Raw genomic sequence first — 24,255 nt, forward strand, 5'->3', positions numbered from 1 at the left:
TAACGGAGGTGTTTATTTGAAAACTGTGCTCAAAACACTCCTCATCCTCCTGATTATATCTGGAACGTACGTTCTGTTTATTCAATATGGATCTTCACCAGAAAAAGAAAACAGCAATGAACCGAAGGTGTCTAATGAAGAAACATCTAGCGATAAGCCGATCAACATCCCCAAAAAGGGGCTCATGTCCTTTATGGGGAAATCTTCAAACGAAGTGCTTAAACAGCTGGGAGAACCAGATCGCATTGATCCTTCCGCATATGATTATGACTGGTGGATTTACAACCAATCGAAGAAGCACTATATTCAAGTAGGGGTAAAGGATAGTAAAGTGGTGACCTTGTTTGCAACAGGAGACGGTCTGAATGTAGAACCGTTTAAAATCGGTCAAGCCACGAGTGAAGTATTTAAGAAAACACAAATTGCACCTTACATTCATGTGGAGGATGAACAAAATTCATACCGCTTTGAATTCTCAGAAGATGATATGAATACAAGACCCACTGTGAAAGTGGGAGATGATGTGTATGTTCAGCTTTACATGGATAAGTTTGAAAGCACCCTTTCAAGTATCAGGGCCTTCAACGCAGATACATTTGTGAAACAAAAGCCGTATGAGGTGGTCTACCGAGGTCAATTGGTAGAACCTGAGGCGATATCAGGCGAAAAGTGGAAAGATATCGAAGCTTCCAGTCAAAAACAAATTTTTGATATGACCAATATTATCCGCCATAAGTACAACCTGCCGATCTTAAAGTGGGATGATGAAACCTCTGAAGTGGCCTTCATGCATAGTGAGGACATGAAAGAGAATCATTATTTCTCCCATGAATCTAAAAAATACGGTACGCTGAAAGACCGGTTAGAAAGAGGCGAGGTGGGCTTTCAGCTCGCAGGTGAAAATATTGCCTATAACTATGTCGATGGACCTGCAGCGGTAGAGGGCTGGCTCAATAGTGAAGGTCACAGGAAGGCGTTATTAAATAAAGATTACACGCATCTTGGCGTAGGGGTGAAAGAAAAATATTACACCCAAAATTTCATCAAGAAAACTTCTTAAACGAAAGCAGCTGCATGGTCGCAGCTGTTTTTTTGATGGTGAAAAAGAGGCTCACCAAAACAGATGCTGGTGTATATAGTATAGTAGGCATTTGTATGGGGGGTGAGGATATGACAAACAAGCAAAAACAAACATCCATTGATGAATTTAAACAATTCGTCAGACGCCATCCGAAGTTAATTCAAGAAGTGCAAACGCAAGAAAAAAGCTGGCAAAGTGTATACGAGAATTGGGTCATGTTTGGTGAGGAAGATGAGATGTGGTCACCTTACCGGCAATCGAAATCTGAAGATGCGAAAGAAGAAAGAGACTCTAAGCCAAGTGAAGCAGGAAAAGCAGATTTTATGTCTAAAATGGTTTCTGCTGTGAAAAAAATGGACGCTGATCAAATGAATGAACAAATTAACAAAATGAGCCAGTCTATTTCCTCTTTACAAAGCTTACTCGGCCAATTTTCATCCAACGGTTCAAAGAAAGGTTCATCTGGAGGCAGTCAGCACCCATTCTCCTTCAGGAAAGATTAAGTGAAAGGGGATGCTTCTGGTGCGAAAAGAAGTACAGGAATTTGTCATGGCCGAAGAGGAGCGAATCAAATTCATAAGACAGCGTCCTATCTGGTACAGACAGCTGACGCGACATCCTGAAAATCTAACGTCCTTTGAATTAGATAAAATGAACTTTTACGAAAAAACCATTCCTCATCGTGTGAGTCAGTTGAGCAATAGCGTCCAAATGGCTGAAATGATGATTCAAATGTTCCAAGCAATGCGCAATCAAAATGGAGCCGGCTGAGGCTTTTTTTGAGTTGATTAAGATGTCTATTTCCTGAGCATCCTATAAACGTAGATGAAAGGAGAATCAGATGATGAAATGGATGCTGTCAATAGGCGCATTGCTTTTTCTTGTCACCGGGTGTCAAAGTCAACATGGAGAAGAGCAAGTGATTAAGCAAGACCCAGCAGTACCAGTCATGCAGCAAGCCCAAAGCGAAATGAAGCAGCAAGGCTTTTTGAAATACAAAGTGCAAGGGTCGTCTGTCTATATAGAAAGTACACTTCAAGATTTTCATCTTCAGCCAGAGCGTCTGAAAAAGAACGAGAAGGCGGGATATTTTACAGTGTATGTAGACGGGAAACGTGCAGGGAATGAGTATACCGCGGCATTTGTGGTCAAGCATCTTTCAAAAGGAAAGCATAAAATGACTGTTATGCTGAATTCCCGTCATCCAGAATATAAACAGAAAAGAGAAACATGGGATGTATTTGTCACGTAAAAGCATTTTCTGATCCATAGGTTTCGTGGTAAACTATGAATTGGAGGTGCAACATTTATGTATGCGACAATCGAATCTGTGGAGCTCCAAGAGGAAGCAAATCAATTAGCTGCCATGATTCTTCAGTCGGAGGAGGCTGAACATTACCGCAACTGCTTTAAGCGTCTCCAGCAAGACGAAGAAGCCCAACAAATTATTGCCCATTTTACAAAAGTAAAAGAGCAGTATGAGGATGTGCAGCGGTTCGGCAAATATCATCCGGACTATAGAACGATCTCAAAGGAAATGCGTGAGGTCAAAAGAAAGCTAGATCTTCACGATACAGTGGTTGATTTCAAAAAAGCAGAAACAGCGATTCAATCCATCTTAGATGAGATTAGTATTGAAATCGGTCAAGCTGTATCAGCATATATTAAAGTTCCAACAGGGAACCCATATTTTGATGGTCTATCATCATGCGGCGGTGGCTGTGGATCAGGTGGCAGCTGCGGCTGTAAAGTATCTTGACGAGACTTGAATGTCTCGTCTTTTACATAATGAATGAAAAGAATTGAAAAGCGGCAGGTGAAAAGATGGAAACCAAACGTCAAGGGATGGTCGTCTGGCTGCATTCGTTAAAGCAGTCAAAAGCGCTAAGAAAATTCGGGAATGTTCACTATATTTCAAGGAAAATGAAATATGCTGTGATCTATTGTGATATGGATGATCTTGAGCGCCATATGGCTAAACTCAGCTCGTTACCATTTGTGAAACGTGTTGAGCCTTCATATAAACCTTTTATTAAATTAGAGTACGAATCCAAATTGGACAAAGCAAAAGAGTATGATTATAAGGTGGGCTTTTAAAGACACAAAAAAATCCCCGCGGCATCACCCGCGGGGTCCTTCTATTCTTAATGATACATTAAGGAGAAGGCAAAGGGAGAGGAGAAACCGGAGGAAGAACTTATGGGGAAACGTAAGTCTTCTCCGCGGTTGGCAACAGCACCACATCAGATGCTGTTATAAGTAGTATGACCCCGGATTTCTTGATCTATACATAGAAAATGAATGAATATCCGCGCATTGTTCCTTGAGGAGTGATGTGGTAAGATAATGTTGAATTTTTTGTCATAAACAATGACGAATAGAAGCAAGCAGAAAAAGTGGTGGAAAAATGAGAGTCATCTCTGGAACGAGAAAAGGCCGCACACTTAAAGCGGTTCCAGGTCAATCAACAAGACCGACGACAGATAAAGTAAAAGAATCAATATTTAATATGATCGGCCCGTATTTTGATGGTGGATGGGCTCTTGATTTATTTGCAGGAAGCGGTGGTTTAGGGATTGAAGCGCTTTCTAGAGGATTCGATCATTGCATATTTGTTGATCGAGATATAAAGGCGATTCAGACGATTAAAGGAAACCTGAATCAATTGTCGCTAATGGATCAAAGTGAAGTGTTTCGAAATGAAGCAAAGCGTGCACTCGCAGCTGTTGTGAAACGAGAGGAATCCTTTCAAGCCATTTTCCTTGATCCGCCCTATAAAGATCAACAGCTAAAAGCACTTCTTGAAATGATTGACGAGCACGCCTTGTTAACAGATGACGGCGTGATCGTGTGTGAGCATGATAAAGATGTGAAGCTGCCAGAAGAAGCAGGACAGCTTCAAATCACAAGACAGGAACTGTACGGATTGACTGGTATTACGATCTATAGAAAGCGGGGAAATTAGCATGGGGAACATAGCCGTTTGTCCGGGCAGCTTCGATCCAGTCACATTGGGGCATTTGGATATCATCAAAAGAGGTGCAAAGATTTTTGATGAAGTGTATGTATGTGTACTAAATAATTCATCTAAAAAACCGTTATTTACTGTTGAAGAACGGTGTGAGCTTATTCGCCAAGCAACGAAGGAGCTGCCAAATATCAAAGTTGAATCGTTTCACGGCCTGCTTGTTGATTACGCGAAGCAAAAAGAAGCCAAAGTCATTTTACGCGGACTAAGAGCTGTGACGGACTTTGAGTATGAGATGCAAGGCACCTCAATGAACAAAGTGTTAGACGATGAAATTGAAACGTTTTTTATGATGACCAACAATCAATATTCCTTCTTAAGCTCCAGTATTGTCAAAGAAGTAGCGAAATATCATGGGGCAGTCAAAGATCTTGTACCAAAAGAGGTAGAAGCAGCGCTGAAGGAAAAATTTAATGGATGAGTGCACCCAGCACTCATCCATTTTTTAATTTCCGATAGTATAGCGCGATATACACAATCAAGCTGCAAAGTGTGATCAAAGGACCAGCTGTCACAAGCTGATTCCAAAGCACGCTGCTGAACATGACGACCTGCTGGCCTGCATCAAAGGCACCCGCTGGGAGAGCCATGTCTGATCGAGAGACATAAAGAGGCTTGAATAATAAAAAGGCAAAAACAGCTGCATAAATCCCGTGAAGCAAGCGGGCAAAGAAAAACGGTTTAAAGCGGATATCGGTTGCCGCTAAAATGCCGGCGACTTGGGCTTGAACAGAGAACCCGCTGAATCCTAAAATAAAGCTGACGACAATGGTTTTAGCGAGAAGGGTGACTTCCTGTGACCCCGTCATCTGGCTTCCTAATGTGATTTCAAATAAACCGGCAATCATGGCAAGGTCTAATTCTGGCGGAAGATGCAGCGTTTGCAGCATATATCCGAGCCCTATAGATAAAAGGTCTGTCACATGGACAACTGACAGCATTTTGCTAAACACAGAAAATAAGATGATAAAGCCGCCAATCATAAAGAGTGTTTGGACTGATGACATGACTGCATCACTTAACATTTGGCCGAGCGGTCTTTTCTCTGCGAGTCTTGCTGTATGAAGAGCATTGAATGCCTCTTTAAACGGGGGGAATAAAAACTTCTTACGGCTTCTTAGGTGTGCATCATGGCGCGCTTTATATCCCCGCATCGTCACACCAACAGCGAGATTCCCTAAATAATGAGCGCTGGCCAATACAATGCCTAAAGCTGGATGATGAAAAAAACCAACAGCCACCGCACCGAAAATAAACAATGGATTCGATGAATTTGTAAAGGAAACGAGACGCTCTGCTTCGATCCGCGTCAGCTGCCTTTCCTGCCTCAGTCTTGTCGTTAATTTCGCACCAGAAGGAAACCCTGAAGCCATTCCCATAGCCAGTACAAATCCGCCTACACCCGGCACCCGGAAGATGGGGCGCATAAATGGCTCTAATAATACCCCGACAAATCTGACAATCCCGAAACTAATTAATAGCTCGGACAAAATAAAAAAAGGAAGCAATGATGGAAATACAACCTCCCACCACATTGCAAGTCCATTTTTCGATGCTTGCAAAGAGGCTTGTGGGTGTGTAATCACAGTGGCTGTTAAGAAAATAAAAAAAGCAGCGATGAACAGAGTGTTCCATTTTTTCATGGAGATTTCGCCCCTTGCCGTTATGATCTATTGGCGAGCTCGTGATTATAGAAAAAGAAACTAGCCGAGCCTGTCTTCTATTACTATACGAGCAGTAGGGGCATGTTTAGACCTATAGATTCGTATATATGCATAGAAAGAGGAGGGTGGATTTTCATGAAGCGACCGATCATCGGGCTTGCACTAGGCTCCGGGGGTGCGAGGGGAATGGCGCATATCGGGGTTTTGTCTAGTCTTGAGAAGCAAGGGATACAGGTAGATATGATCGCTGGAAGCAGTATTGGCGCACTTGTTGGGAGCTTTTATGCGGCAGGACAAGACGTAGAAAAAATGAAAAAACTTGCACTTGTCTTCAGAAGAAAGTATTATGCTGACTATACACTGCCAAAAATCGGTCTTTTAAAAGGAAATCGTATTTTGCAGCTGATTCACACGTTTACATATGGGAAAACATTCGAAGAATTAAGAATGCCCCTTGCGGTGGTTGCCTGTGACCTCGAGACAGGGGAAAAGGTTGTGTTTAAAGAAGGGTCTGTCTCACAAGCAGTCAGAGCAAGCATTAGCATTCCAGGCGTGTTTGTTCCTCACGAAATGGGCGGCAGACAGCTAGTGGATGGAGCGGTTGTTGACCGCATTCCTGTGTCCGTTTTAAAAGAAATGGGCGCAGACCTTATTATCGCCTCTGATGTATCAAGGGTGAAAAAAACAGAAAAGGCGACGAGATTATCGGATGTGATTATGCAAAGTTTGGACATCCTTCAAAATGAATTGGTCCGTCATCAAACCATTCATGCAGATCTCATGATCCGGCCGAGGCTTGAAACATTTAGCTCTAGTTCGTTCACACAGGTTCAGGAGATGATTGAAGCTGGTGAGCTCGCCGCAGATCAACTAGCATGTAAACTGAAAGATGTCATTGATAAATGGGAGTGTTAATCGAATGAAAAAATTGAATATTCGCTGGCTCAGCTTTTTTATCGTTGTTCTTGTCTTATTTGGCTTAACTTTTGTCAAACTGCCGTATTATGTGACAAAGCCGGGTGATGCAACAGAGATTGCCCCTCACATTCAAGTGGACGGTGGATACGGCGAGAAGGGCAGCTTCTCTCTTATGACGATAAAAGTTGGCCCAGCCAATCCGTATACGTATTTGCTTGCGAAAATGAATAAATATGACGAGATCGTCCCAGAAGAAAATATTAAAGCGGACGGAGAGTCGGATGAAGATTATATGAAAAGACAGCTTCAGCTGATGAAAAGCTCTCAAGAAAATGCTATGATTGCAGCGTATACAAAAGCAGGCAAAAAAGTAGATTATACGTTTAATGGGGTATATGCGAGCTACGTCATGAAAGGCATGCCTGCTTACGGCAAAATTGAAGTGGGCGACCGGATTAAAAGCGTTGATGGCAAGACGTATGATTCTGCTGATAAAATGGTGTCGTATATCAGCCGTCAAAAAGCTGGTACATCTGTCCGTTTTGTTCTTGAACGAAACGGCAAGGATATCACGCAGAAAGTGAAGTTAAAACCTTTTAAAGAAGAGCCGAATCGAGTTGGAATTGGCGTATCATTATTTACAGACCGAAATGTGAAAGTCTCGCCTTCCATTAAGGTCGATATTGAAAATATCGGCGGCCCGTCGGCAGGTTTAATGATGTCACTTGAAATTTATAACCAGCTGACAAAAGAAGACGAAACACATGGCTATGCGATTGCAGGGACTGGAACGATTGACGCTGATGGTACGGTCGGGCCAATTGGCGGAATAGATCAAAAGGTTGTTGCAGCAGATAAAGCAGGAAAAGATATCTTCTTTGCACCAAACGATAAAGGTGATCCAAATTCAGACTACAAAAATGCAGTAAAAACAGCAAAAGATATTAAAAGTAATATGAAAATCGTTCCTGTGGACACTATGCAGGACGCACTGAACTATTTAAACAAGTTAAAAGAGAAAGCATCTTAAGTGAAAAAAGAGCAGCCTTAGGCTGTTTTTTTTATCGAGATTGGAAGAGACCAGTCTCTTCATCATAGCGGATCGGTGAATTTTTAAATTCTGCTTCTGTTAACTTTGTTTGCATTGGTTCGCTGATGGGAAGGCTGAAGACGCGGGAAGCGCGAATGTCAAGATCAAGGGCAGGATGTGAAAAGGAAGACAGCTTGCTGACAAGCGGTACGTCCAATTCCTTTTTTACAAGAGATAAGTATTGCTGACCTTTCTTTGACATGCCAAGTAAACGAATGTATGGTGCTTGTTTCTCCTTTAGCAGCTCATGCATAACAGTTTTCTTCACCCTCATTAAAAGGTGCGTATTCATCCGCTGCAGCCTTGTCCACGTATATCGTTTTGTTTTCACAAGTGATAGATATTCCTCGTAGGTGGACGCATGTGTGATCGCCTTTTGCATGCGGTGTTCGATGCCTTCTTCAATTTCATAGATGCCTTCTAGTTCTGCTGTATCCATTGTGTGAAACACATGTTTTAAGAAGCTGAAATAGTCTTCTTGCGTATGTAAAAGATCATAAGAAGAATAATAGTCATGTAATTGCTTAAGCGAGGCTTCCGGGAGATAAGAGGCGACAGTTTCAAATGACCCATTCTCTTTTAAGGCTTTTCGGATGCTTGTCGCGCTTGCGATTTTCTGATGTTTAGGAAGCTCTTGATCATGATAACCGGATGCAATTCTTTGAGAGGTAAAGGGCTCTATGTGAGGAGATCTCTCTAAGATGGCTTTGACATAATGGAAGCCTAAAATGTTATTAGGCCTAGACAGATCCAGTAAGTGTTTAGGATCAATGACCTCTTGAAACGCAGCGGCAGCGGCTGCCGGATAACTAAGGCCTTCTTTGACCTTTGCTTTTGTGAAAAGGTCAATTTCTTCTTTTTTCTCATGCCAAGCGTGAGCTGTTCGCTCAAATGCTTTGATGTCTCCGTCCTCACTTCCGAAAAAAAGGGAGCGGCATTTTAAAGCGTCTAAAATGGACACAGCGCCATTTGCAAAGGTTTCTGCCTTTTGCACTGCATAGATGTATGGAAGCTCACATACGATGTCTACACCGTTTTGCAATGCCATTTTTGTACGTGCCCATTTAGAGACGATGGCAGGCTCTCCGCGCTGGAGGAAGGAACCGCTCATGACGGCAATGGCTACATCTGAGGAGGTATGTGTTTTTGCCTGGCGAACATGATAGGCATGTCCATAATGAAATGGATTGTACTCGACAACGACTCCTGTTGCTTTCAATAGATGTTCCGCCTTTCTTGCTATGGTTAAATGGTCTATGCTACAGTAGCATAAGGGAAAAATGAAGCCCATTTTTTTCAGTGTAGGCATTCCGTGAACTGATGTCAAACAACGCTCTGACATCACAAAGGACTGTAAAGAAAAAATATTGACAAATAGCATGATGAAAGCTATAATCATGTTTGTTGCTCTTAGAGGTGATACAATTGAAATGGACAGTTTATCAGTTACATCAAAAAGCTAAAAACAGCTTCGATTTTCATGAGACGGTTGACTTAAATGAACTTACTAGCCTTCATTCAGATATACGTCGCATTTCACCAGTAGAGGTGAAAGGGACTGGAGTGATCGAATCAAAGCAAGTCGCATTTGATTTAACCATCACAGGTGAAATGACATTGCCTTGTTCAAGAACGCTTGTTGATGTAAATTATCCATTTGCGATTTCAACGAAAGAACTATTTGTACTTCATAAGACAGACGATATAGAAGATGAAGACGTATCTGTTGTAGAAGACGATATCATCGACTTAACGCCTATAGTCAAGGAAGAAATTCTTCTTGAAGTGCCGATGCAAATCTTTTGCGACCAAACAGACGTAAAAGGTGCTGCACCACAGGAAGGGAATGACTGGGCGGTCATTTCGGAAGATGCACATCAAAACCGAATTGATCCGCGTCTGGAAGGCTTGAAGAAGCTCTTAGAAGAAAATAATGAATCTTAACTCTTTAAGGAGGTGGGAATAATGGCTGTACCTTTTAGAAGAACTTCTAAAATGAAAAAAAGATTGCGTCGTACGCATTTCAAACTACAAGTACCTGGTATGGTAGCTTGCCCAGAATGCGGTGAAATGAAAATTTCTCATCGTGTCTGCAAATCTTGCGGAACATACAAAGGCAAAGACGTAAAAAGCAACTAATGCTTGATAAAAAAGCGTAAGGGAATTCTTCCCTTGCGTTTTTTTATTTATCTATTTTTTAGGTTTCTCTCCTGCAAATAGTCTATCTACTCTAGTAAGCGCATATGATGTGGTATTCAGATTCAGGGGGGATGATCAATTGACGATTACAAGGCAGGACGCATGGACGCAAGATGAAGATTTACTTTTAGCAGAAGTCGTCTTAAGACACATTCGAGATGGAGGAACGCAGCTTTCCGCATTTGAAGAAGTCGGAAAAGCGTTGTCAAGAACGGCTGCAGCATGTGGATTCAGGTGGAATTCATACGTCAGAAAACAATATCAGGCAGGCATTGAGCTGGCGAAAAAACAGCGGAAAGAACTGCGTAAAAAGATTGGGATTCATTCCTCGGGTTTACCGCAAAATACGTTAACGATAGAAGAAAAGGCAACTTCAGATCAGGCTGAATTGACCTTGCGAGAAGTGATTCAGTTCTTAGAGCGGCTTGAAAAAGAACCTGCTGGCTCTGCTGATTTACGCGAAGAACTAGCGGACACGCAGCATCAACTGAAGTCGCTCACGGAAGAAAATGAACACTTGAAGCGGCAATTAAAAATGACAGAAGAAGATTACCGGGCACTCATTGGGATTGTTGAAAGAGTCAAACAGAATATCAACTTAAAAGAATATGCTAAATAAGAAAACGCCCCTCACAGAGAAAGGAGGGGCGTTTTGCCATCAGTATTAAGCAGATTCACCTGTATTTTTTTGGATATGGGCAGGCTCCCAGATGAGTGGATTTTCACCTTTATCGCGTTCCATATCATATTTGACCGCTTCAAAGCCCATTTTATCCCAAAAACCGGCAGATTTGACGCGAGGATTGGTCCGGATTGGCAATCCGAAAGATTTGGCGAAATCAACAAGTGCCTCACCGTACCCTTTACGCTGATACCCAGGAAGCACTTCCAGCTTCCACAGCTCTAAATAATCATGATTGTGGTCAAAATACGTTGTCGTCGAGCCGTCCACTTGATAAAGGCTCATACGTGCGACCAGTTTATCTCCAAAATAAATCCCGTAAAATGGAGAATTGCTGTCATTTTCAATCATATTACTTTCAAGGTCTTCAAGCATGGATAGTTCTTGTATACCATATTCCTTAAATTGTTTAAATTCCTCTAAAGTTTTGTAATTGATTAGAAGTCGTTTTACTTGTGTCATATGATCTTCCCCCTTACACACATAATGTCGACAGTGATGTCATTGAAGGCGTTTTCATCCCATCCGCCTTAAAAAGTTTTTACACTTATTATTATAGTTTTTAAATTAAAAAAATTCAATCGCGGTGCGCTATCTGCTTTTTGCATCGCGGCTTGAAACTGTTAAAATGGTTGATATGATGAAGTAAACAGAAAAAGGGAAGTGCGGCAGTTGAACATTGGAATCATTGGCGGCGGTGCGATTGGTCTGCTTTGTGCCAGTTATTTATCACAGCATCATGACATCACTGTTTTGACAAGAAGAAAAGAACAAGCAGAGGAGATTCGAACATCAGGAATTAAGCGAACGGTAATGGGAGAGACATTCCGGGCGTCTGTCAAAGCAAGGGCAGGGATTACAGGAGTATTTGATCTGCTGATTGTGACGGTGAAATATCACCATCTGCAAGAGGTGCTTGATGGCCTATCAACATTACCTCATCAACGAATCTTATTTTTACAAAATGGCATGGCCCACTTATTAGATTTAGAAAACTGGGACACGTCGCATTCGATATATATAGGTGTCGTAGAGCACGGTGCCATGAAGGTATCAGACCATGCAGTGAACCATACAGGGATCGGTGTCATCAAGTGGGGGGCTTTTCATCCTGAGGATACAGTTGCTGTGAGAAATGCTTTGAATGAAATGCCGGCCCAATTTCAGATGATTTATACGGATGAATGGAAAAAAGTGCTGGAGGAAAAACTGCTGGTCAATGTCTGTATTAACCCGCTCACGGCTTTATTGCATGTGAAAAATGGGGAATTGATCGCAAATCCTGCATATGAATACATGATGAAATGTGCATTTGAAGAAGCATTGTCCATTTTAGGTCTGGCTGAAAAAGAGCGACTCTGGTCACACGTCGTTTCCATTTGTAAAAAAACGGCTGCCAATCAATCGTCAATGCTTCAAGATATCGTCAAAGGCCGTGAAACCGAAAGAAAAGCCATCGTTGGCTATCTTTTAAAAAAGGCTCAAGCTCAAGAGATTACGGCGCCACATCTTACTTTCTTTAATCGAAGCTTGGAAGTATTGGAAAAAAAGCAAACAAAATCTTTTGAGTGAGCTCATTTACATGCTATACTTTTTTCGGGAAACTAACTATTTATTGAAGAAAGGAAGTTCTAAACATGCAATTGACTGAACTTTCCATCCGAAGTCAGAATTTATTCATACGTGATTATATAGAAGAAAAAAAAGAGATGACTGCTTTTTTTGATTATGATATACATTCTGAGCACACATGGAAAAAAAGATACGACGATCTCATGGAAATGAGCTTCCCGCGCGAGGCTTTAGCGGATTATATGAGTGCATACCACGCAAAGTTTGAATCGGCAGCGATGCGTCAGAACATTGAAAAGATCCGTGATGAACGGAGTGTCATGGTGGTTGGAGGGCAGCAGGCAGGCCTACTGGCAGGACCGCTTTATACCATACATAAAATCATATCCATTATTCAGTTCGCAAAGGAAAAAGAATCAGCGCTTGGCGTTCCTGTGATTCCAGTCTTTTGGGTAGCAGGTGAGGATCATGACGTAGATGAAATTAATTTTGTCTACACATCCGGCGAAAAAGGTCCAGTCAAGCAAAAGCTGCCATTACATAACGTCAAAAAAACTGCGGCCAAAAGAACACCACTGCATCAAGAAAAAACAGAGAAATGGCTCCGCGATGTGTTTTCAACGTATGAGGAATCTGCATATACAAATGACTTGATTGATCAGCTTCTTCGATGTTTACGCAAATCACAAACATTTACGGATTTCTTTGAATGGATTGTGTGTGACCTTTTTGAAGAAGATGGACTGCTTCTATTTAATTCAGGAGATTTAGGCGTCAAACCACTTGAGCGTACGTTATTCAAGCACATTGTCGAGACAAATGATGCGGTCACAGCTCGTTTGAATGAAACGCAGGCTGCCATGAAACGAGCGGGATATCAGCCGATCATTGAAGCTGGCGACAATCAGGCGAACCTGTTTTACGAATATGATGAAGAGCGTTTCCTTATTGAAAAAGAAAACGGCCAGTTTTCTATATCAGAAGTGGGGCTTACGTGGACAAAAGAAGAACTTTTGCAGGAAATTGAGGAGCACCCAGAACGGTTCAGCAACAATGTGGTGACGCGTCCCTTAATGCAGGAAACCCTTCTCCCAACACTTGCTTTTATGGCAGGACACGGTGAAGTCAACTATTGGGGAGAACTGAAAGGAATCTTTGAGCATTTTGAATTAAAGATGGCACCCGTTCTTCCAAGACTGCACGTGACCATTCTTGAAAGGCACATCGATAAGAAGCTGCCGGTCAGAGAACTTTCTCTAGAAGAAGTGCTCACAAAAGGAGTAAAAGAAAAGAAGGAGGCTCACTTTGAGCAAAGCCTTCCAGACAGTTTTGTTCGAGCCGTTGATCAGGCGAAACGTGAATTAGCGAATGTTCATGGTGTATTGAGGCAAGAAGCACTGAAGGTTGAACCAAACTTTGAGCAGCTGCTAGATAAAAATGCCAAATTTATCGAAGACCAGCTTCAATTTGTTTATCAAAAGGTGGCGCAGCGTGTGGAAGAGAAGGAAGGATATGTCCTTCGAGATTTTGAACGGATTGAAAGCAGCTTAAAACCATTAGATGCCCCGCAAGAAAGAATTTGGAATATCATGTACTTTTTAAACAAATATGGTCCAGAATTCTTCAAAACGTTCAAAAATCTGCCATTTTCATTTCAAAACAAGCAGCAAATTGTCAAACTTTGAAATAAAGTTTTAATGAACCCTGACTAGTTCAGGGTTTTTTTTTATGTAGAAACAGTGTAAAATAAGTTTTGTGGAGAGAAGTGGTGGATAGTGGAGAGTAAGGGTGAGAAAGTGGGGCTCTGATTATCATGTTCATGGGTGAATACCAACATACGATTGATACAAAAGGGCGCATGATCATCCCTGCTAAATTTAGAGACGGTCTCGGAGAACAGTTTGTGCTGACGAGAGGGCTTGATCAATGTTTATTTGGCTACCCTATGAGTGAGTGGAAACTAATTGAAGAGAAACTCAAAGCACTGCCGCTAACGAAAAAAGATGCACGTGCGTTTACCCGGTTCTTCTTCTCTGGCGCAGTTGAATGCGATCTGGACAAGCAGGGGCGCATAAACATCGCATCAAACCTACTCCAATATGCAAAACTCGAAAAAGAATGTGTGGTCATCGGCGTTTCAAATCGAATTGAGTTGTGGAGTAAGTCGATCTGGGAACAATATACAGAAGAGCAAGAAGATTCTTTTGCTGAAATTGCTGAAAACATGATTGGATTTGATATATAATAATCCCTTGTGCAGCAAGCTTTCTACACATTCATTTCTATTTGAAAAAGGTGGGACCATAACATCATGTTCCAACATGAGACAGTATTATTAAAAGAAACAGTTGACGGTTTAAACGTCAAAGAAGACGGTACATATGTAGACTGCACGCTGGGCGGAGCAGGTCATAGCTCATATTTACTATCTCAACTATCAGAAAAAGGTACATTGATTGGATTTGACCAAGACGATGCTGCACTGGATCATGCACGAGAGAAGCTCGCGGATTCTAAAGCGAACATTCTTTTCATAAAGAGCAACTTCCGATATTTAAAAGAACGTCTGAATGAACAAGGCATTACAAGCGTAGACGGTGTGATTTTTGACCTTGGGGTTTCATCTCCTCAGCTCGACACACCAGAGAGAGGCTTTAGTTATCACCATGATGCACCTCTTGACATGCGAATGGATCAAACAGCCGCATTGTCGGCAAAACAAGTGGTGAATGAATGGCCATTTGAAGATCTAGTTCGGATTTTCTACAAATATGGGGAAGAAAAATTCAGCAAGCAAATCGCACGCAAAATTGAAGAAGCTAGAAAAAAAGCACCAATTGAAACAACAGGTGAGCTTGTCGACATTATCAAAGAAGGAATTCCCGCACCTGCAAGACGAACTGGCGGACATCCAGCAAAAAGAGTGTTTCAAGCGATCCGAATTGCCGTAAATGATGAATTGAAAGTTTTTGAAGAAGCACTAGAACAAGCAATAGAGTTACTCAATCCGAAGGGGAGAATTTCTGTCATTACATTCCATTCACTTGAAGACCGGATTTGTAAAAGTACATTTAAAGAAATGTCTTCTCTTCCAGAACTTCCGCACGGACTACCAGTGATTCCAGAAGGACTTGAACCAAAGCTGAAGCTGATCACGAGAAAACCAATCGTTGCATCAGAACAAGAGCTGGAACATAACAACCGTGCCCGTTCAGCGAAGCTCCGAATTGCAGAAAAAAAGTAAAACGACACCATAGATGATGATAAAAAGGAGGTTTCTTATGAGTAATTTGGCTTACCAAAGAGAAGTAAAACAATATCAAACAGAGCAGCAAGGCCAATCGGTTGTTATTAAAAGAAGAGGTTCTATCACACTTGGTGAAAAAATCTTACTTGTCATGTTTGTCATGACTCTTATGTGCAGCTCCATTCTCATCATTTCTAAAGCCTTTGCTGTCTATCACGCTAATATTGAAGTCCAAAAATTAGAACAGCAAGTATCTTTAGAATCGAAGAAGATCACTGAGCTTCAAAAAGAAAAAGACTTGCTGAGTGAACCAGAAAGAATCATCGAAGCGGCGAAAAAAGCAGGCTTAAGCATTTCGAAAGATGTTAAGAAGGTCGATTAAGATGGCGATGCCTAAAAAGAATAAAATGATGAACAGAGGCGCGGCAATTGCGAGTATTTGCTTCGCCCTGTTTTTCTTTATCATCCTTGCACGTTTTATCTATATTCAGATTACAGGAACGGTCGATGGCCAAGTGTTAGCCGCAAAGGCAAATGAACAATATCAATCGAAGAAAACACTTGAAGCCAAAAGAGGGTCTATTTTAGACCGAAATGGGAATGTGATTGCAGAGGATACGTCTGTCTATAAGCTCATTGCGGTCATGAGCAAGAAAATGACGGTCGATCCTAAGCACCCAATGCATGTCGTCGACAAAGAAAAGACAGCAAAAGAGCTGTCAAAAGTCATTGATATGAGTGAAAGCGAAATTTTAAAGCGTCTGAATACTAAAGGTGCGTTCCAAGTGGAGTTTGGTAAAGCTGGGAAAGACATCAGTTTTTCAACAAAGGAAAAAATTGAAAAGCTAAAGCTTCCAGGGATCGCATTTGAAAAAGACACGAAGCGATATTATCCAAACGGCATGTTTGCGTCGAATCTGATCGGTTATGCAAGATTAGATGAGGCAACGAAGGACATGTCAGGCGCGATGGGACTTGAGAAGGCGCTGAACAAATTTTTAAAAGAAAAAGACGGCTATGTGACATATAACAGTGACAGAAGCGGATGGGCTCTTCCAAATAGTAAAGAAGACATTGTCGCTCCGAAGGATGGAAAAAATGTCACGCTGACCATCGATCAAAAAATCCAAGCGTTCCTTGAAGAAAGTATGACGCAGGTTGCCAAAAAATATAAACCGAAAAAAATCATTGCCACAGTCGTTGACCCAAAAACGGGAAAGGTACTCGCGATGGGACAGCGGCCAAGCTTTAATTTAAATGAATTAGACATTACGAATTATAACAATGATGTCATATCATATGCGTTTGAACCAGGTTCAACGATGAAGATCTTTACACTTGCTGCTGCAATCCAAGAAGGGGTCTACCAAGGCAATGATAAATATCAATCTGGTACTTATAAAGTAGGAGGCGGCCTTGTAAGAGACCACAACAATGGAAATGGCTGGGGAAAAATTGACTTTCATGAAGGGGTTCTTCGTTCGTCTAACGTAGCTTTTGCAAAGCTGGCAAAAGAAAAATTAGGCTTCACGCGCTACGAACAATATTTGCAGAAGTTCCATTTCTATGACAAAACAGGTATTGACTTACCGAACGAAGCGTCAAGTAAAATCAATTACAGATACGAATATGACAAAGCATCGACGGCTTACGGTCAAGCGTCTGCCATTACACCGATTCAACAAATCGAAGCAGCGACAGCGATAGCAAACGGCGGAACGATGATGAAGCCATATGTCATTGATCATATTACAGACCCAAACACAAACAAAACGATTTTACAGCACGAACCAACAGTAGCTGGAAAACCCATTTCCTCTGATACAGCGAAGCAAGTCCGTAACATTTTAGGTGAGGTTGTTTCTTCGAAGATTGGAACAGGTCAGCCTTACCAAATCAAAGGCTTTGACGTTGCTGGAAAAACAGGAACAGGACAAATTGGCGGTGCCGGCGGTTACCTCCAGGGAAGAAACGATTACGTCTTTTCATTTATGGGAATGGCGCCAAAAGATGATCCGAAGCTGCTCGTTTATGTGGCTGTACAGCAGCCGCAGCTGTCTGAAACAGAAACTGGCTCTGCCCCAGTTGCACAAATCTTTAACCCAGTGATGAAAAATAGTCTGCTATATTTAAATATTGCACCAACAAAAACAGACGATAAAAAATCAGGCGAACAAAAAGTGAAGCAAGAAACAATGCCTTCATTCTTAGATTTAGAAGTGAAGCAGGCGGAAACAGAAGCCAAAAATAAAAACTTAACGCCTGTTGTCATCGGCGACGGCCTCTCCATTAAACGACAGTGGCCAAGTGCAGGCACTGAATTCTCTGAAAGCCAGAAAGTTTTCTTGAAAACAGCAGGAAAAACGATAAAAATGCCTGATATGACAGGCTGGTCGAGACGGGAAGTCCTTCAATATGCATCCATTTCCGGTGTGCATATCGAAACAAAAGGACAAGGATATGCTGTCAAACAAAGTGTGAAAAGTGGAGCGGAGATTTCAGATAAAGTCGTCACTGTGACATTTAAAAGCCCGAATTAACTGCAAAACCTAGCAAACCACTTGCTAGGTTTTTTCTTTTGCCGGGCGGGATAGACGAAACGTTCTACATAAGGACGGGCCTGCATATGATGGAAACAAGCCATATGTATGTAAGGAGTGAACCGGGCGTGCGAGTATCAAGTGTAACAGTGAGAAAACGATTGCTTTTCGTGCTGCTGTTTGGGGTGATCATTTTTTTCATCATAGATACTAGATTAGGATATGTACAGTTTATTATGGGCGAGAAGCTCACAAGCTTAGCAAAAGATTCATGGAGCCGGAACCTCCCGTTCGAACCAGAAAGGGGAGATATTTTGGACCGAAATGGGGTAGAGCTTGCGACGAACAAAAGTGCCCCATCTATATTGGTCGTCCCGCGGCAAATTAAAGATCCGGCAGAAACAAGCAAGAAACTGGCGGCAGTACTGAATATGTCTGAAGAGAAAGCGTACAAGCACGTCACAAAGAAAACATCCATCGAACGAATTTCTCCAGAAGGCAGAAAAGTATCTCATGAAAAAGCAAAAGAAGTCAGAGAGCTTGATTTAGATGGCGTTTATGTTGCGGAAGACAGCATCAGACACTATCCGTTTGGCAGTTTTCTTTCTCATGTGCTGGGCTTCGCTGGAATTGATAATCAAGGGTTACTTGGACTGGAAGCCTATTATGACGATGACCTAAAAGGTGAAAAAGGCTCTGTCAAGTTCTATTCCGATGCAAAAGGGCAGAAAATGCCAGATGAAGCAGATGATTATACACCGCCTAAAGATGGTCTTGATATGAAGTTAACTGTCGATGCGAAGGTGCAAACCATTATAGAACGGGAATTAGACAATGCGCAGGCAAAATATAACCCAGATGGGATGATTGCAATTGCGATGAACCCAAAGAACGGTGAAGTGCTTGGGATGTCGAGCAGACCGGATTTTGATCCAGCGGATTATCAATCAGTTGACTCGAAAGTGTTTAACCGAAATTTACCGGTGTGGAGCACATATGAGCCAGGTTCGACGTTTAAAATTATTACGCTTGCAGCAGCACTAGAAGAGAAAAAAGTCAATTTAAAACGAGATCATTTTTTTGACAGCGGTTCTGTGACAGTTGATGGTGCAAGACTTAGGTGCTGGAAAAAAGGCGGCCACGGATCACAGTCATTTTTAGAAGTGGTTCAAAACTCCTGTAACCCCGGTTTTGTTGAACTAGGCGATCGTCTAGGAAAGGATAAATTATTTTCCTATATTAAAAATTTCGGGTTTGGCCAAAAAACAGGAATCGATCTTCAGGGGGAAGGGCGAGGCATTTTGTTCCCGCTGGACCGGGTTGGCCCTGTAGAGCAGGCGACAACTGCCTTTGGTCAAGGTGTATCTGTTACGCCGATACAGCAAGTAGCTGCCGTAGCAGCTGCGGTAAATGGCGGAACACTTTACACGCCGTACATTGCAAAAGAATGGATAGATCCAATCACAAAAGAGGTAGTGAAAAAGCAATCACCGATTGCCAAAAAGAAAGTGATTTCAGCAGAAACATCCAAAGAAATCAGATATGCGCTTGAAAGTGTAGTCGCTCAAGGAACTGGCCGAAATGCATTTGTTGAAGGATATCGAGTTGGCGGAAAAACAGGGACAGCCCAGAAGGTAAAAGACGGCAAGTACATGGAAAATAACCACATTGTGTCGTTTATCGGGTTTGCGCCTGCTGATGATCCGAGTATCGTTGTATATGTGGCTGTAGATAACCCAAAAGGCACTATTCAATTTGGCGGGACAGTTGCTGCGCCAATTGTGGGTCATATTATGCGGGACAGCTTGCCTGAGATAGGTGTGAAAAAAAGAAAAGGACAAATTGAAAAGAAGTACCAGTGGCTGGACACAAAAACCATTGAAGTACCGAATCTTGTAGGGGGATCTGTTTCAGACCTTGAATCCCTCTTGATTAACCTTAAGATCGATGCTTCTGGAACTGGCAGTAAAGTGGTGAAGCAATCGCCTGCTGCTGGGACAAAAGTCAAAGAAGGCTCCACCATCAGATTATACTTAAACGATGAATAATAAAGAATGAACAGAGGGTAGCCGCACTCATTCGGCTGCCTCTTTTTGTTGAAAGAGAAGGCCTGTTTGAAAAAAAGAGCCTAAAGTGTGTTTTTTCCAAGAGAAACTTAAGGAATACGCTGGATGTATCCTTTTTTTTACGATAAAATATAGACTGTGTGTTTTTTTCACAAGACATGCACGTGAACGAATTTGAGAGGTTTGATATGAAATGAAATTACAAGAACTCCTTACATACTTTAAAAGTGAAAACAACGAATTAATAAACGAAAATCCTGATATCACTTCCATTGAAATGGATTCAAGAGAGGTGAAAAAAGGAAGCCTTTTTGTCTGTATAAAAGGCTATACAGTAGATGGACACGATTATGCTGAAAAAGCGGTGAAAAGCGGGGCTGCAGCGATTGTAGCAGAACACCCTCTTAACATATCAGATGTACCAGTCATTATTGTAAAACACTCTCAAAGAGCTCTTGCAAGAATAGCTGATGCGTTTTACGAGCAGCCAACTCATAAGCTGAATCTCATCGGGATCACAGGAACAAACGGAAAAACTTCGACAACACACATGATTGAACAAATGATGAGAAAAGCCGAAAAGAAAACAGGCTTAATCGGTACGATGTATATGAAGGTGAATGATGACATTCTCGATGTGAAAAACACCACACCTGAAAGTGTCACACTTCAGAAAACCTTTAAACAGATGCTTGACCAAGATGTAGACACAGCCATTATGGAAGTATCATCACATGCACTGCATCTTGGCAGGGTACATGGATGTGATTATGATATTGCCGTTTTCACAAACCTTTCGCAGGACCATCTTGATTACCACAACACAATGGAAGAATATAAACATGCGAAAAGCTTGCTATTCTCACAGCTTGGCAGTGCCTTTCATCACGATAAGCCGAAGCATGCGATTTTAAATGCAGATGATGACGCTTCGAGTTATTATGAAAAAGTTACAGCTGCTGAAGTCATGACATATGGCTTAGAGCAAAAAGCAGATGTGATGGCAAAGAATATTCAAATCAAACCGAAGGGAACTCAATTTGATTTGATCACTCCAATTGGCACAAAAAATGTGACAGTTGCCCTCATCGGTAAGTTTAATGTGTACAACATCCTAGCAGCTGTATCAGTAGGGATCGTATCTGGCTTAACATTTGAAACGATTGTGAGTGCTATTGAAGAGCTGGAGGGAGTCAAAGGCCGATTTGAACTTGTGAACTGTGATCAAGATTTCCCTGTTATCGTCGATTACGCCCATACACCTGACAGTTTAGAAAATGTCCTGACAACGTGTAGAGAATTAACAGAGGGCAAAATTTTCTGTGTGATAGGCTGCGGCGGCGACCGTGATAAAACAAAGCGTCCTCAAATGGCCCAAATCGCTGTGAAGTATGCAGATGAACCTGTATTTACATCAGACAACCCAAGAAGCGAAGATCCTTCAGCTATTTTAAAGGATATGGAAAATGGGGTGCCAGACGCATATTATCATAGTTTTGTGAATCGCAAACAAGCCATCTTTTTTGCAATTGCCAATGCGAAAAAAGGCGATACAGTCTTAATAGCGGGTAAAGGTCATGAGACTTATCAAATCGTTGGCGATCAAGTTTACGATTTTGATGATGCAAAGGTTGCTATGGACGCTATTTTAGATCTAAACAAATCTTAAAATGATGAAAAGAGTGTAATGAAATGAAGCATTTTGTACAAAAACAACATACGAAGAACGCGAATGAATACCTTAATAATGAATGTAATTTTCTGATGGAAAACGGTTTTGGAAATTCGGAAGGAGTAAAGAACGATGCTTGAACAGGTGATATTGTTTACAATCATAATGGGATTTTTAATCAGTGTTCTTTTATCCCCGATTTTTATTCCGTTTTTAAGAAGACTTAAATTTGGTCAAAGTATTAGAGAAGAAGGACCACAGTCTCACCAAAAGAAATCAGGTACTCCGACAATGGGCGGAATTATGATTATCTTTTCTATTACCATTACAACGATTGTGATGATCAACAAATTTTCTGAGATTAGTCCAGAAATGTTTTTATTGTTATTTGTCACGCTTGGCTACGGTCTATTAGGATTTTTAGATGATTATATTAAAGTAGCGATGAAACGAAACCTAGGTTTAACATCGAAACAGAAATTAATTGGTCAAATTGTGATCGCAGTGATTTTTTATGCAGTCTTCCATTATTATCAGTTTGCAACGACGATTCGCATTCCAGGAACAGATGTGAGCTTCGATTTAGGATGGGCTTACTTTATCCTTGTTGTTTTCATGCTTGTCGGAGGTTCTAATGCCGTGAACTTAACGGATGGACTGGATGGTCTATTATCTGGAACCGCGGCTATTGCCTTTGGAGCCTTTGCTATACTGGCTTGGAATCAATCACAGTACGATGTAGCGATCTTTTCAGTAGCTGTTGCAGGAGCCGTTCTTGGGTTTCTTGTGTTTAACGCGCATCCTGCAAAAGTATTTATGGGTGATACAGGGTCGCTTGCTTTAGGCGGAGCGATTGTAGCAATTGCGATTTTAACAAAGCTTGAAATTTTACTTGTCATTATTGGAGGAGTATTTGTTGTCGAAACGTTATCCGTTATTCTTCAAGTGATCTCCTTTAAAACAACTGGAAAAAGAATCTTTAAGATGAGTCCGCTTCACCACCACTATGAATTAGTTGGCTGGTCTGAGTGGAGAGTAGTTGTCACCTTCTGGACAGCTGGTTTATTACTTGCTGTTTTAGGAATTTACATCGAGGTGTGGTTATAATTGAATAAGATGCAAATGTTAAAAAACGAACATGTACTAGTATTAGGTCTTGCAAAAAGCGGATATGCGGCAGCTTCAATTCTTCATGAGCATGGCGTAAATGTTACAGTAAATGATCAAAAGCCGTTTGAAGAAAATGAACCTGCTCAGCTTCTATCTGAAAAGGGGATTGATGTCATTTGTGGCAGTCATCCTCTTCGAATATTCGATGATAAAGAAATTACAATTTTAATTAAAAATCCGGGAATTCCATATGAAAATGTGATGGTTCAAGAAGCGCTTCGCCGCCAAATTCCAGTTTGGACGGAAATAGAATTAGCTTATCATTTAACCTCAGCTCCTTTTATTGGGATTACTGGATCAAATGGAAAAACCACTACCACGACTTTGATTTATGACATGCTGAAACAAGACAGTCAAAAAACTTTAGTGGCAGGTAATATTGGCACAGTTGCCAGCGAAGTCGCTGCAAAGGCAGCTGGCGATGAGTGGATCGTAACTGAACTCTCTTCTTTTCAGTTAATGGGAACAGTTGATTTCAGACCTAAAATCAGCTTAATATTAAATATTTTTGATGCACATTTAGACTATCACCACACTCGTGATGAATATGAAAAAGCAAAGCAGAAGGTATACGCACATCAACTTGAAGATGACATAGCTGTTATTAACCTCGATGATCCATCAGTCGTAAAACTGGCTGAAGCTTCAAAAGCAAAAAAAGTGTTTTTCTCGGTGAAAGAGCAAGTAGAACATGGTGCATATATTAAAAATGGTGCGATCTACTACATGAATGAACATATCATCGATTTAAAGGATGTTGTTCTTCCTGGTGAGCATAATCAAGAAAATATTTTGGCAGCTATTTGTGTGGTGAAAAATGCAGGCTGTTCAAATGAAGCAATCGCACACGTTCTCACGACATTTAGTGGAGTGAAGCATCGTCTGCAGTTTGTAGATACAATTCAAAGCAGAAAATTCTATAACGATAGTAAAGCCACCAATATACTAGCAACAAGTAAAGCATTGTCAGCTTTTAATCAGCCGACCATTTTACTAGCTGGCGGGCTTGACCGCGGCAATGAATTTGATGAATTGAAACCTTTTATGAAAAATGTAAAAGGAATTATCACATTTGGTGAGACGGCACCTAAGTTTGTGAAGCTTGGTGAAGAACTGGGAATACATCACGTAAAACATGTCGATAATGTTGAACAAGCAGTACCTGCGGCGTTTAACATTTCTGAAGAAGAAGACGTGATTTTATTATCCCCGGCTTGTGCAAGCTGGGATCAACATAAAACATTTGAAGAACGTGGAGACATGTTTGTAAACGCCGTGCATATGCTTAAATAAGGGCTTGTCTCTCGTATGACTGACAGCCCAAAT

The 24,255-nt window shown here is 41.4% G+C and carries 26 protein-coding genes; 23 read left to right on the forward strand and 3 right to left on the reverse strand.

What is annotated here, in order from left to right:
* Positions 1–16 precede the first annotated feature (16 nt).
* The 8 genes from BAE31_RS03900 to coaD all read left to right on the forward strand — a co-directional run bounded on the left by BAE31_RS03900 (position 17) and on the right by coaD (position 4,530).
* A complete protein-coding gene (locus tag BAE31_RS03900) occupies positions 17–1,060 on the forward strand; it encodes a CAP domain-containing protein (protein ID WP_024424280.1) in 1,044 nt (347 codons plus the stop codon).
* 110 nt (positions 1,061–1,170) lie between these two features.
* On the forward strand, positions 1,171–1,584 hold the full coding sequence (locus tag BAE31_RS03905; protein ID WP_041108880.1) for a YlbD family protein: 414 nt from the start codon (positions 1,171–1,173) through the stop codon (positions 1,582–1,584).
* 19 nt (positions 1,585–1,603) lie between these two features.
* Positions 1,604–1,852 (forward strand): YlbE-like family protein, encoded by a 249-nt coding sequence (locus tag BAE31_RS03910; RefSeq protein WP_024424278.1) that lies wholly within the window; start codon positions 1,604–1,606, stop codon positions 1,850–1,852.
* Positions 1,853–1,922: 70 nt separating this feature from the next.
* Complete coding sequence (locus BAE31_RS03915) at positions 1,923–2,333, forward strand: hypothetical protein (RefSeq protein WP_249895839.1); 411 nt, start codon at positions 1,923–1,925, stop codon at positions 2,331–2,333.
* A gap of 57 nt (positions 2,334–2,390) precedes the next feature.
* Positions 2,391–2,840: a regulatory iron-sulfur-containing complex subunit RicF gene (ricF, locus tag BAE31_RS03920; protein WP_007499807.1), complete on the forward strand. Its 450-nt coding sequence runs from the start codon at positions 2,391–2,393 to the stop codon at positions 2,838–2,840.
* 65 nt (positions 2,841–2,905) lie between these two features.
* Positions 2,906–3,178: a YlbG family protein gene (locus BAE31_RS03925; RefSeq protein WP_024424276.1), complete on the forward strand. Its 273-nt coding sequence runs from the start codon at positions 2,906–2,908 to the stop codon at positions 3,176–3,178.
* Between the two features lie 310 nt (positions 3,179–3,488).
* Entirely contained in the window at positions 3,489–4,046 is a 558-nt protein-coding gene (gene rsmD / locus BAE31_RS03930) for a 16S rRNA (guanine(966)-N(2))-methyltransferase RsmD (RefSeq protein ID WP_041108883.1), read from the forward strand.
* A gap of 1 nt (position 4,047) precedes the next feature.
* Positions 4,048–4,530, forward strand: coding sequence for a pantetheine-phosphate adenylyltransferase (coaD, locus tag BAE31_RS03935; RefSeq protein ID WP_024426917.1), 483 nt, complete (start codon positions 4,048–4,050; stop codon positions 4,528–4,530).
* A 13-nt stretch (positions 4,531–4,543) separates the two neighbouring features.
* On the opposite strand, the gene ylbJ is transcribed toward coaD, so the two are convergent.
* Positions 4,544–5,752 (reverse strand): sporulation integral membrane protein YlbJ, encoded by a 1,209-nt coding sequence (gene ylbJ / locus BAE31_RS03940; RefSeq protein ID WP_041108885.1) that lies wholly within the window; start codon positions 5,750–5,752, stop codon positions 4,544–4,546.
* Between the two features lie 156 nt (positions 5,753–5,908).
* On the opposite strand from ylbJ, the gene BAE31_RS03945 reads away from it, so the two are divergent.
* Both BAE31_RS03945 and BAE31_RS03950 read left to right on the forward strand, forming a co-directional pair.
* Positions 5,909–6,688, forward strand: a complete 780-nt coding sequence (locus BAE31_RS03945) for a patatin-like phospholipase family protein (RefSeq protein WP_076839513.1) — start codon at positions 5,909–5,911, stop codon at positions 6,686–6,688.
* Positions 6,689–6,692: 4 nt separating this feature from the next.
* On the forward strand, positions 6,693–7,721 hold the full coding sequence (locus BAE31_RS03950; RefSeq protein WP_024424271.1) for a SepM family pheromone-processing serine protease: 1,029 nt from the start codon (positions 6,693–6,695) through the stop codon (positions 7,719–7,721).
* A gap of 31 nt (positions 7,722–7,752) precedes the next feature.
* On the opposite strand, the gene BAE31_RS03955 is transcribed toward BAE31_RS03950, so the two are convergent.
* On the reverse strand, positions 7,753–9,000 hold the full coding sequence (locus BAE31_RS03955) for a nucleotidyltransferase (RefSeq protein WP_076839832.1): 1,248 nt from the start codon (positions 8,998–9,000) through the stop codon (positions 7,753–7,755).
* Between the two features lie 206 nt (positions 9,001–9,206).
* Here BAE31_RS03955 and BAE31_RS03960 point away from each other — a divergent pair, with 206 nt between their 5' ends.
* The 3 genes from BAE31_RS03960 to gerR all read left to right on the forward strand — a co-directional run bounded on the left by BAE31_RS03960 (position 9,207) and on the right by gerR (position 10,599).
* The gene (locus tag BAE31_RS03960; protein WP_019743276.1) at positions 9,207–9,725 is read left to right on the forward strand and encodes a YceD family protein; all 519 of its coding nucleotides are present in this window, start codon (positions 9,207–9,209) and stop codon (positions 9,723–9,725) included.
* Between the two features lie 21 nt (positions 9,726–9,746).
* A complete protein-coding gene (gene rpmF / locus BAE31_RS03965) occupies positions 9,747–9,920 on the forward strand; it encodes a 50S ribosomal protein L32 (protein ID WP_008354700.1) in 174 nt (57 codons plus the stop codon).
* A 139-nt stretch (positions 9,921–10,059) separates the two neighbouring features.
* Positions 10,060–10,599, forward strand: coding sequence for a sporulation-specific transcriptional regulator GerR (gerR, locus tag BAE31_RS03970; protein ID WP_076839514.1), 540 nt, complete (start codon positions 10,060–10,062; stop codon positions 10,597–10,599).
* 45 nt (positions 10,600–10,644) lie between these two features.
* Here gerR and BAE31_RS03975 read toward each other — a convergent pair whose 3' ends face one another.
* Positions 10,645–11,124: an N-acetyltransferase gene (locus BAE31_RS03975; protein WP_007499784.1), complete on the reverse strand. Its 480-nt coding sequence runs from the start codon at positions 11,122–11,124 to the stop codon at positions 10,645–10,647.
* Between the two features lie 210 nt (positions 11,125–11,334).
* Between BAE31_RS03975 and BAE31_RS03980 the strand changes: the two genes are divergently transcribed.
* The 10 genes from BAE31_RS03980 (at position 11,335) to murD (ending at position 24,222) form a co-directional block, all read left to right on the forward strand.
* Positions 11,335–12,234, forward strand: a complete 900-nt coding sequence (locus tag BAE31_RS03980) for a 2-dehydropantoate 2-reductase (RefSeq protein WP_076839516.1) — start codon at positions 11,335–11,337, stop codon at positions 12,232–12,234.
* A 65-nt stretch (positions 12,235–12,299) separates the two neighbouring features.
* The gene (gene bshC / locus BAE31_RS03985; protein ID WP_076839517.1) at positions 12,300–13,919 is read left to right on the forward strand and encodes a bacillithiol biosynthesis cysteine-adding enzyme BshC; all 1,620 of its coding nucleotides are present in this window, start codon (positions 12,300–12,302) and stop codon (positions 13,917–13,919) included.
* A gap of 128 nt (positions 13,920–14,047) precedes the next feature.
* Entirely contained in the window at positions 14,048–14,479 is a 432-nt protein-coding gene (mraZ, locus tag BAE31_RS03990) for a division/cell wall cluster transcriptional repressor MraZ (RefSeq protein WP_003211163.1), read from the forward strand.
* Between the two features lie 66 nt (positions 14,480–14,545).
* Entirely contained in the window at positions 14,546–15,478 is a 933-nt protein-coding gene (rsmH, locus tag BAE31_RS03995) for a 16S rRNA (cytosine(1402)-N(4))-methyltransferase RsmH (RefSeq protein WP_024426925.1), read from the forward strand.
* A gap of 37 nt (positions 15,479–15,515) precedes the next feature.
* A complete protein-coding gene (ftsL, locus tag BAE31_RS04000; RefSeq protein WP_076839519.1) occupies positions 15,516–15,863 on the forward strand; it encodes a cell division protein FtsL in 348 nt (115 codons plus the stop codon).
* 7 nt (positions 15,864–15,870) lie between these two features.
* Positions 15,871–18,021: a penicillin-binding protein gene (locus BAE31_RS04005; protein WP_076839833.1), complete on the forward strand. Its 2,151-nt coding sequence runs from the start codon at positions 15,871–15,873 to the stop codon at positions 18,019–18,021.
* A 128-nt stretch (positions 18,022–18,149) separates the two neighbouring features.
* A complete protein-coding gene (locus tag BAE31_RS04010) occupies positions 18,150–20,069 on the forward strand; it encodes a stage V sporulation protein D (protein WP_076839520.1) in 1,920 nt (639 codons plus the stop codon).
* Positions 20,070–20,280: 211 nt separating this feature from the next.
* Positions 20,281–21,756, forward strand: a complete 1,476-nt coding sequence (locus BAE31_RS04015; protein ID WP_024424262.1) for a UDP-N-acetylmuramoyl-L-alanyl-D-glutamate--2,6-diaminopimelate ligase — start codon at positions 20,281–20,283, stop codon at positions 21,754–21,756.
* A gap of 135 nt (positions 21,757–21,891) precedes the next feature.
* The gene (mraY, locus tag BAE31_RS04020) at positions 21,892–22,866 is read left to right on the forward strand and encodes a phospho-N-acetylmuramoyl-pentapeptide-transferase (RefSeq protein ID WP_003211854.1); all 975 of its coding nucleotides are present in this window, start codon (positions 21,892–21,894) and stop codon (positions 22,864–22,866) included.
* 9 nt (positions 22,867–22,875) lie between these two features.
* A complete protein-coding gene (gene murD, locus BAE31_RS04025) occupies positions 22,876–24,222 on the forward strand; it encodes a UDP-N-acetylmuramoyl-L-alanine--D-glutamate ligase (protein ID WP_076839835.1) in 1,347 nt (448 codons plus the stop codon).
* Positions 24,223–24,255 lie beyond the last annotated feature (33 nt).

Source organism: Bacillus sp. I-2, from assembly GCF_001974945.1.
Classification (GTDB): domain Bacteria; phylum Bacillota; class Bacilli; order Bacillales; family Bacillaceae; genus Bacillus; species Bacillus safensis.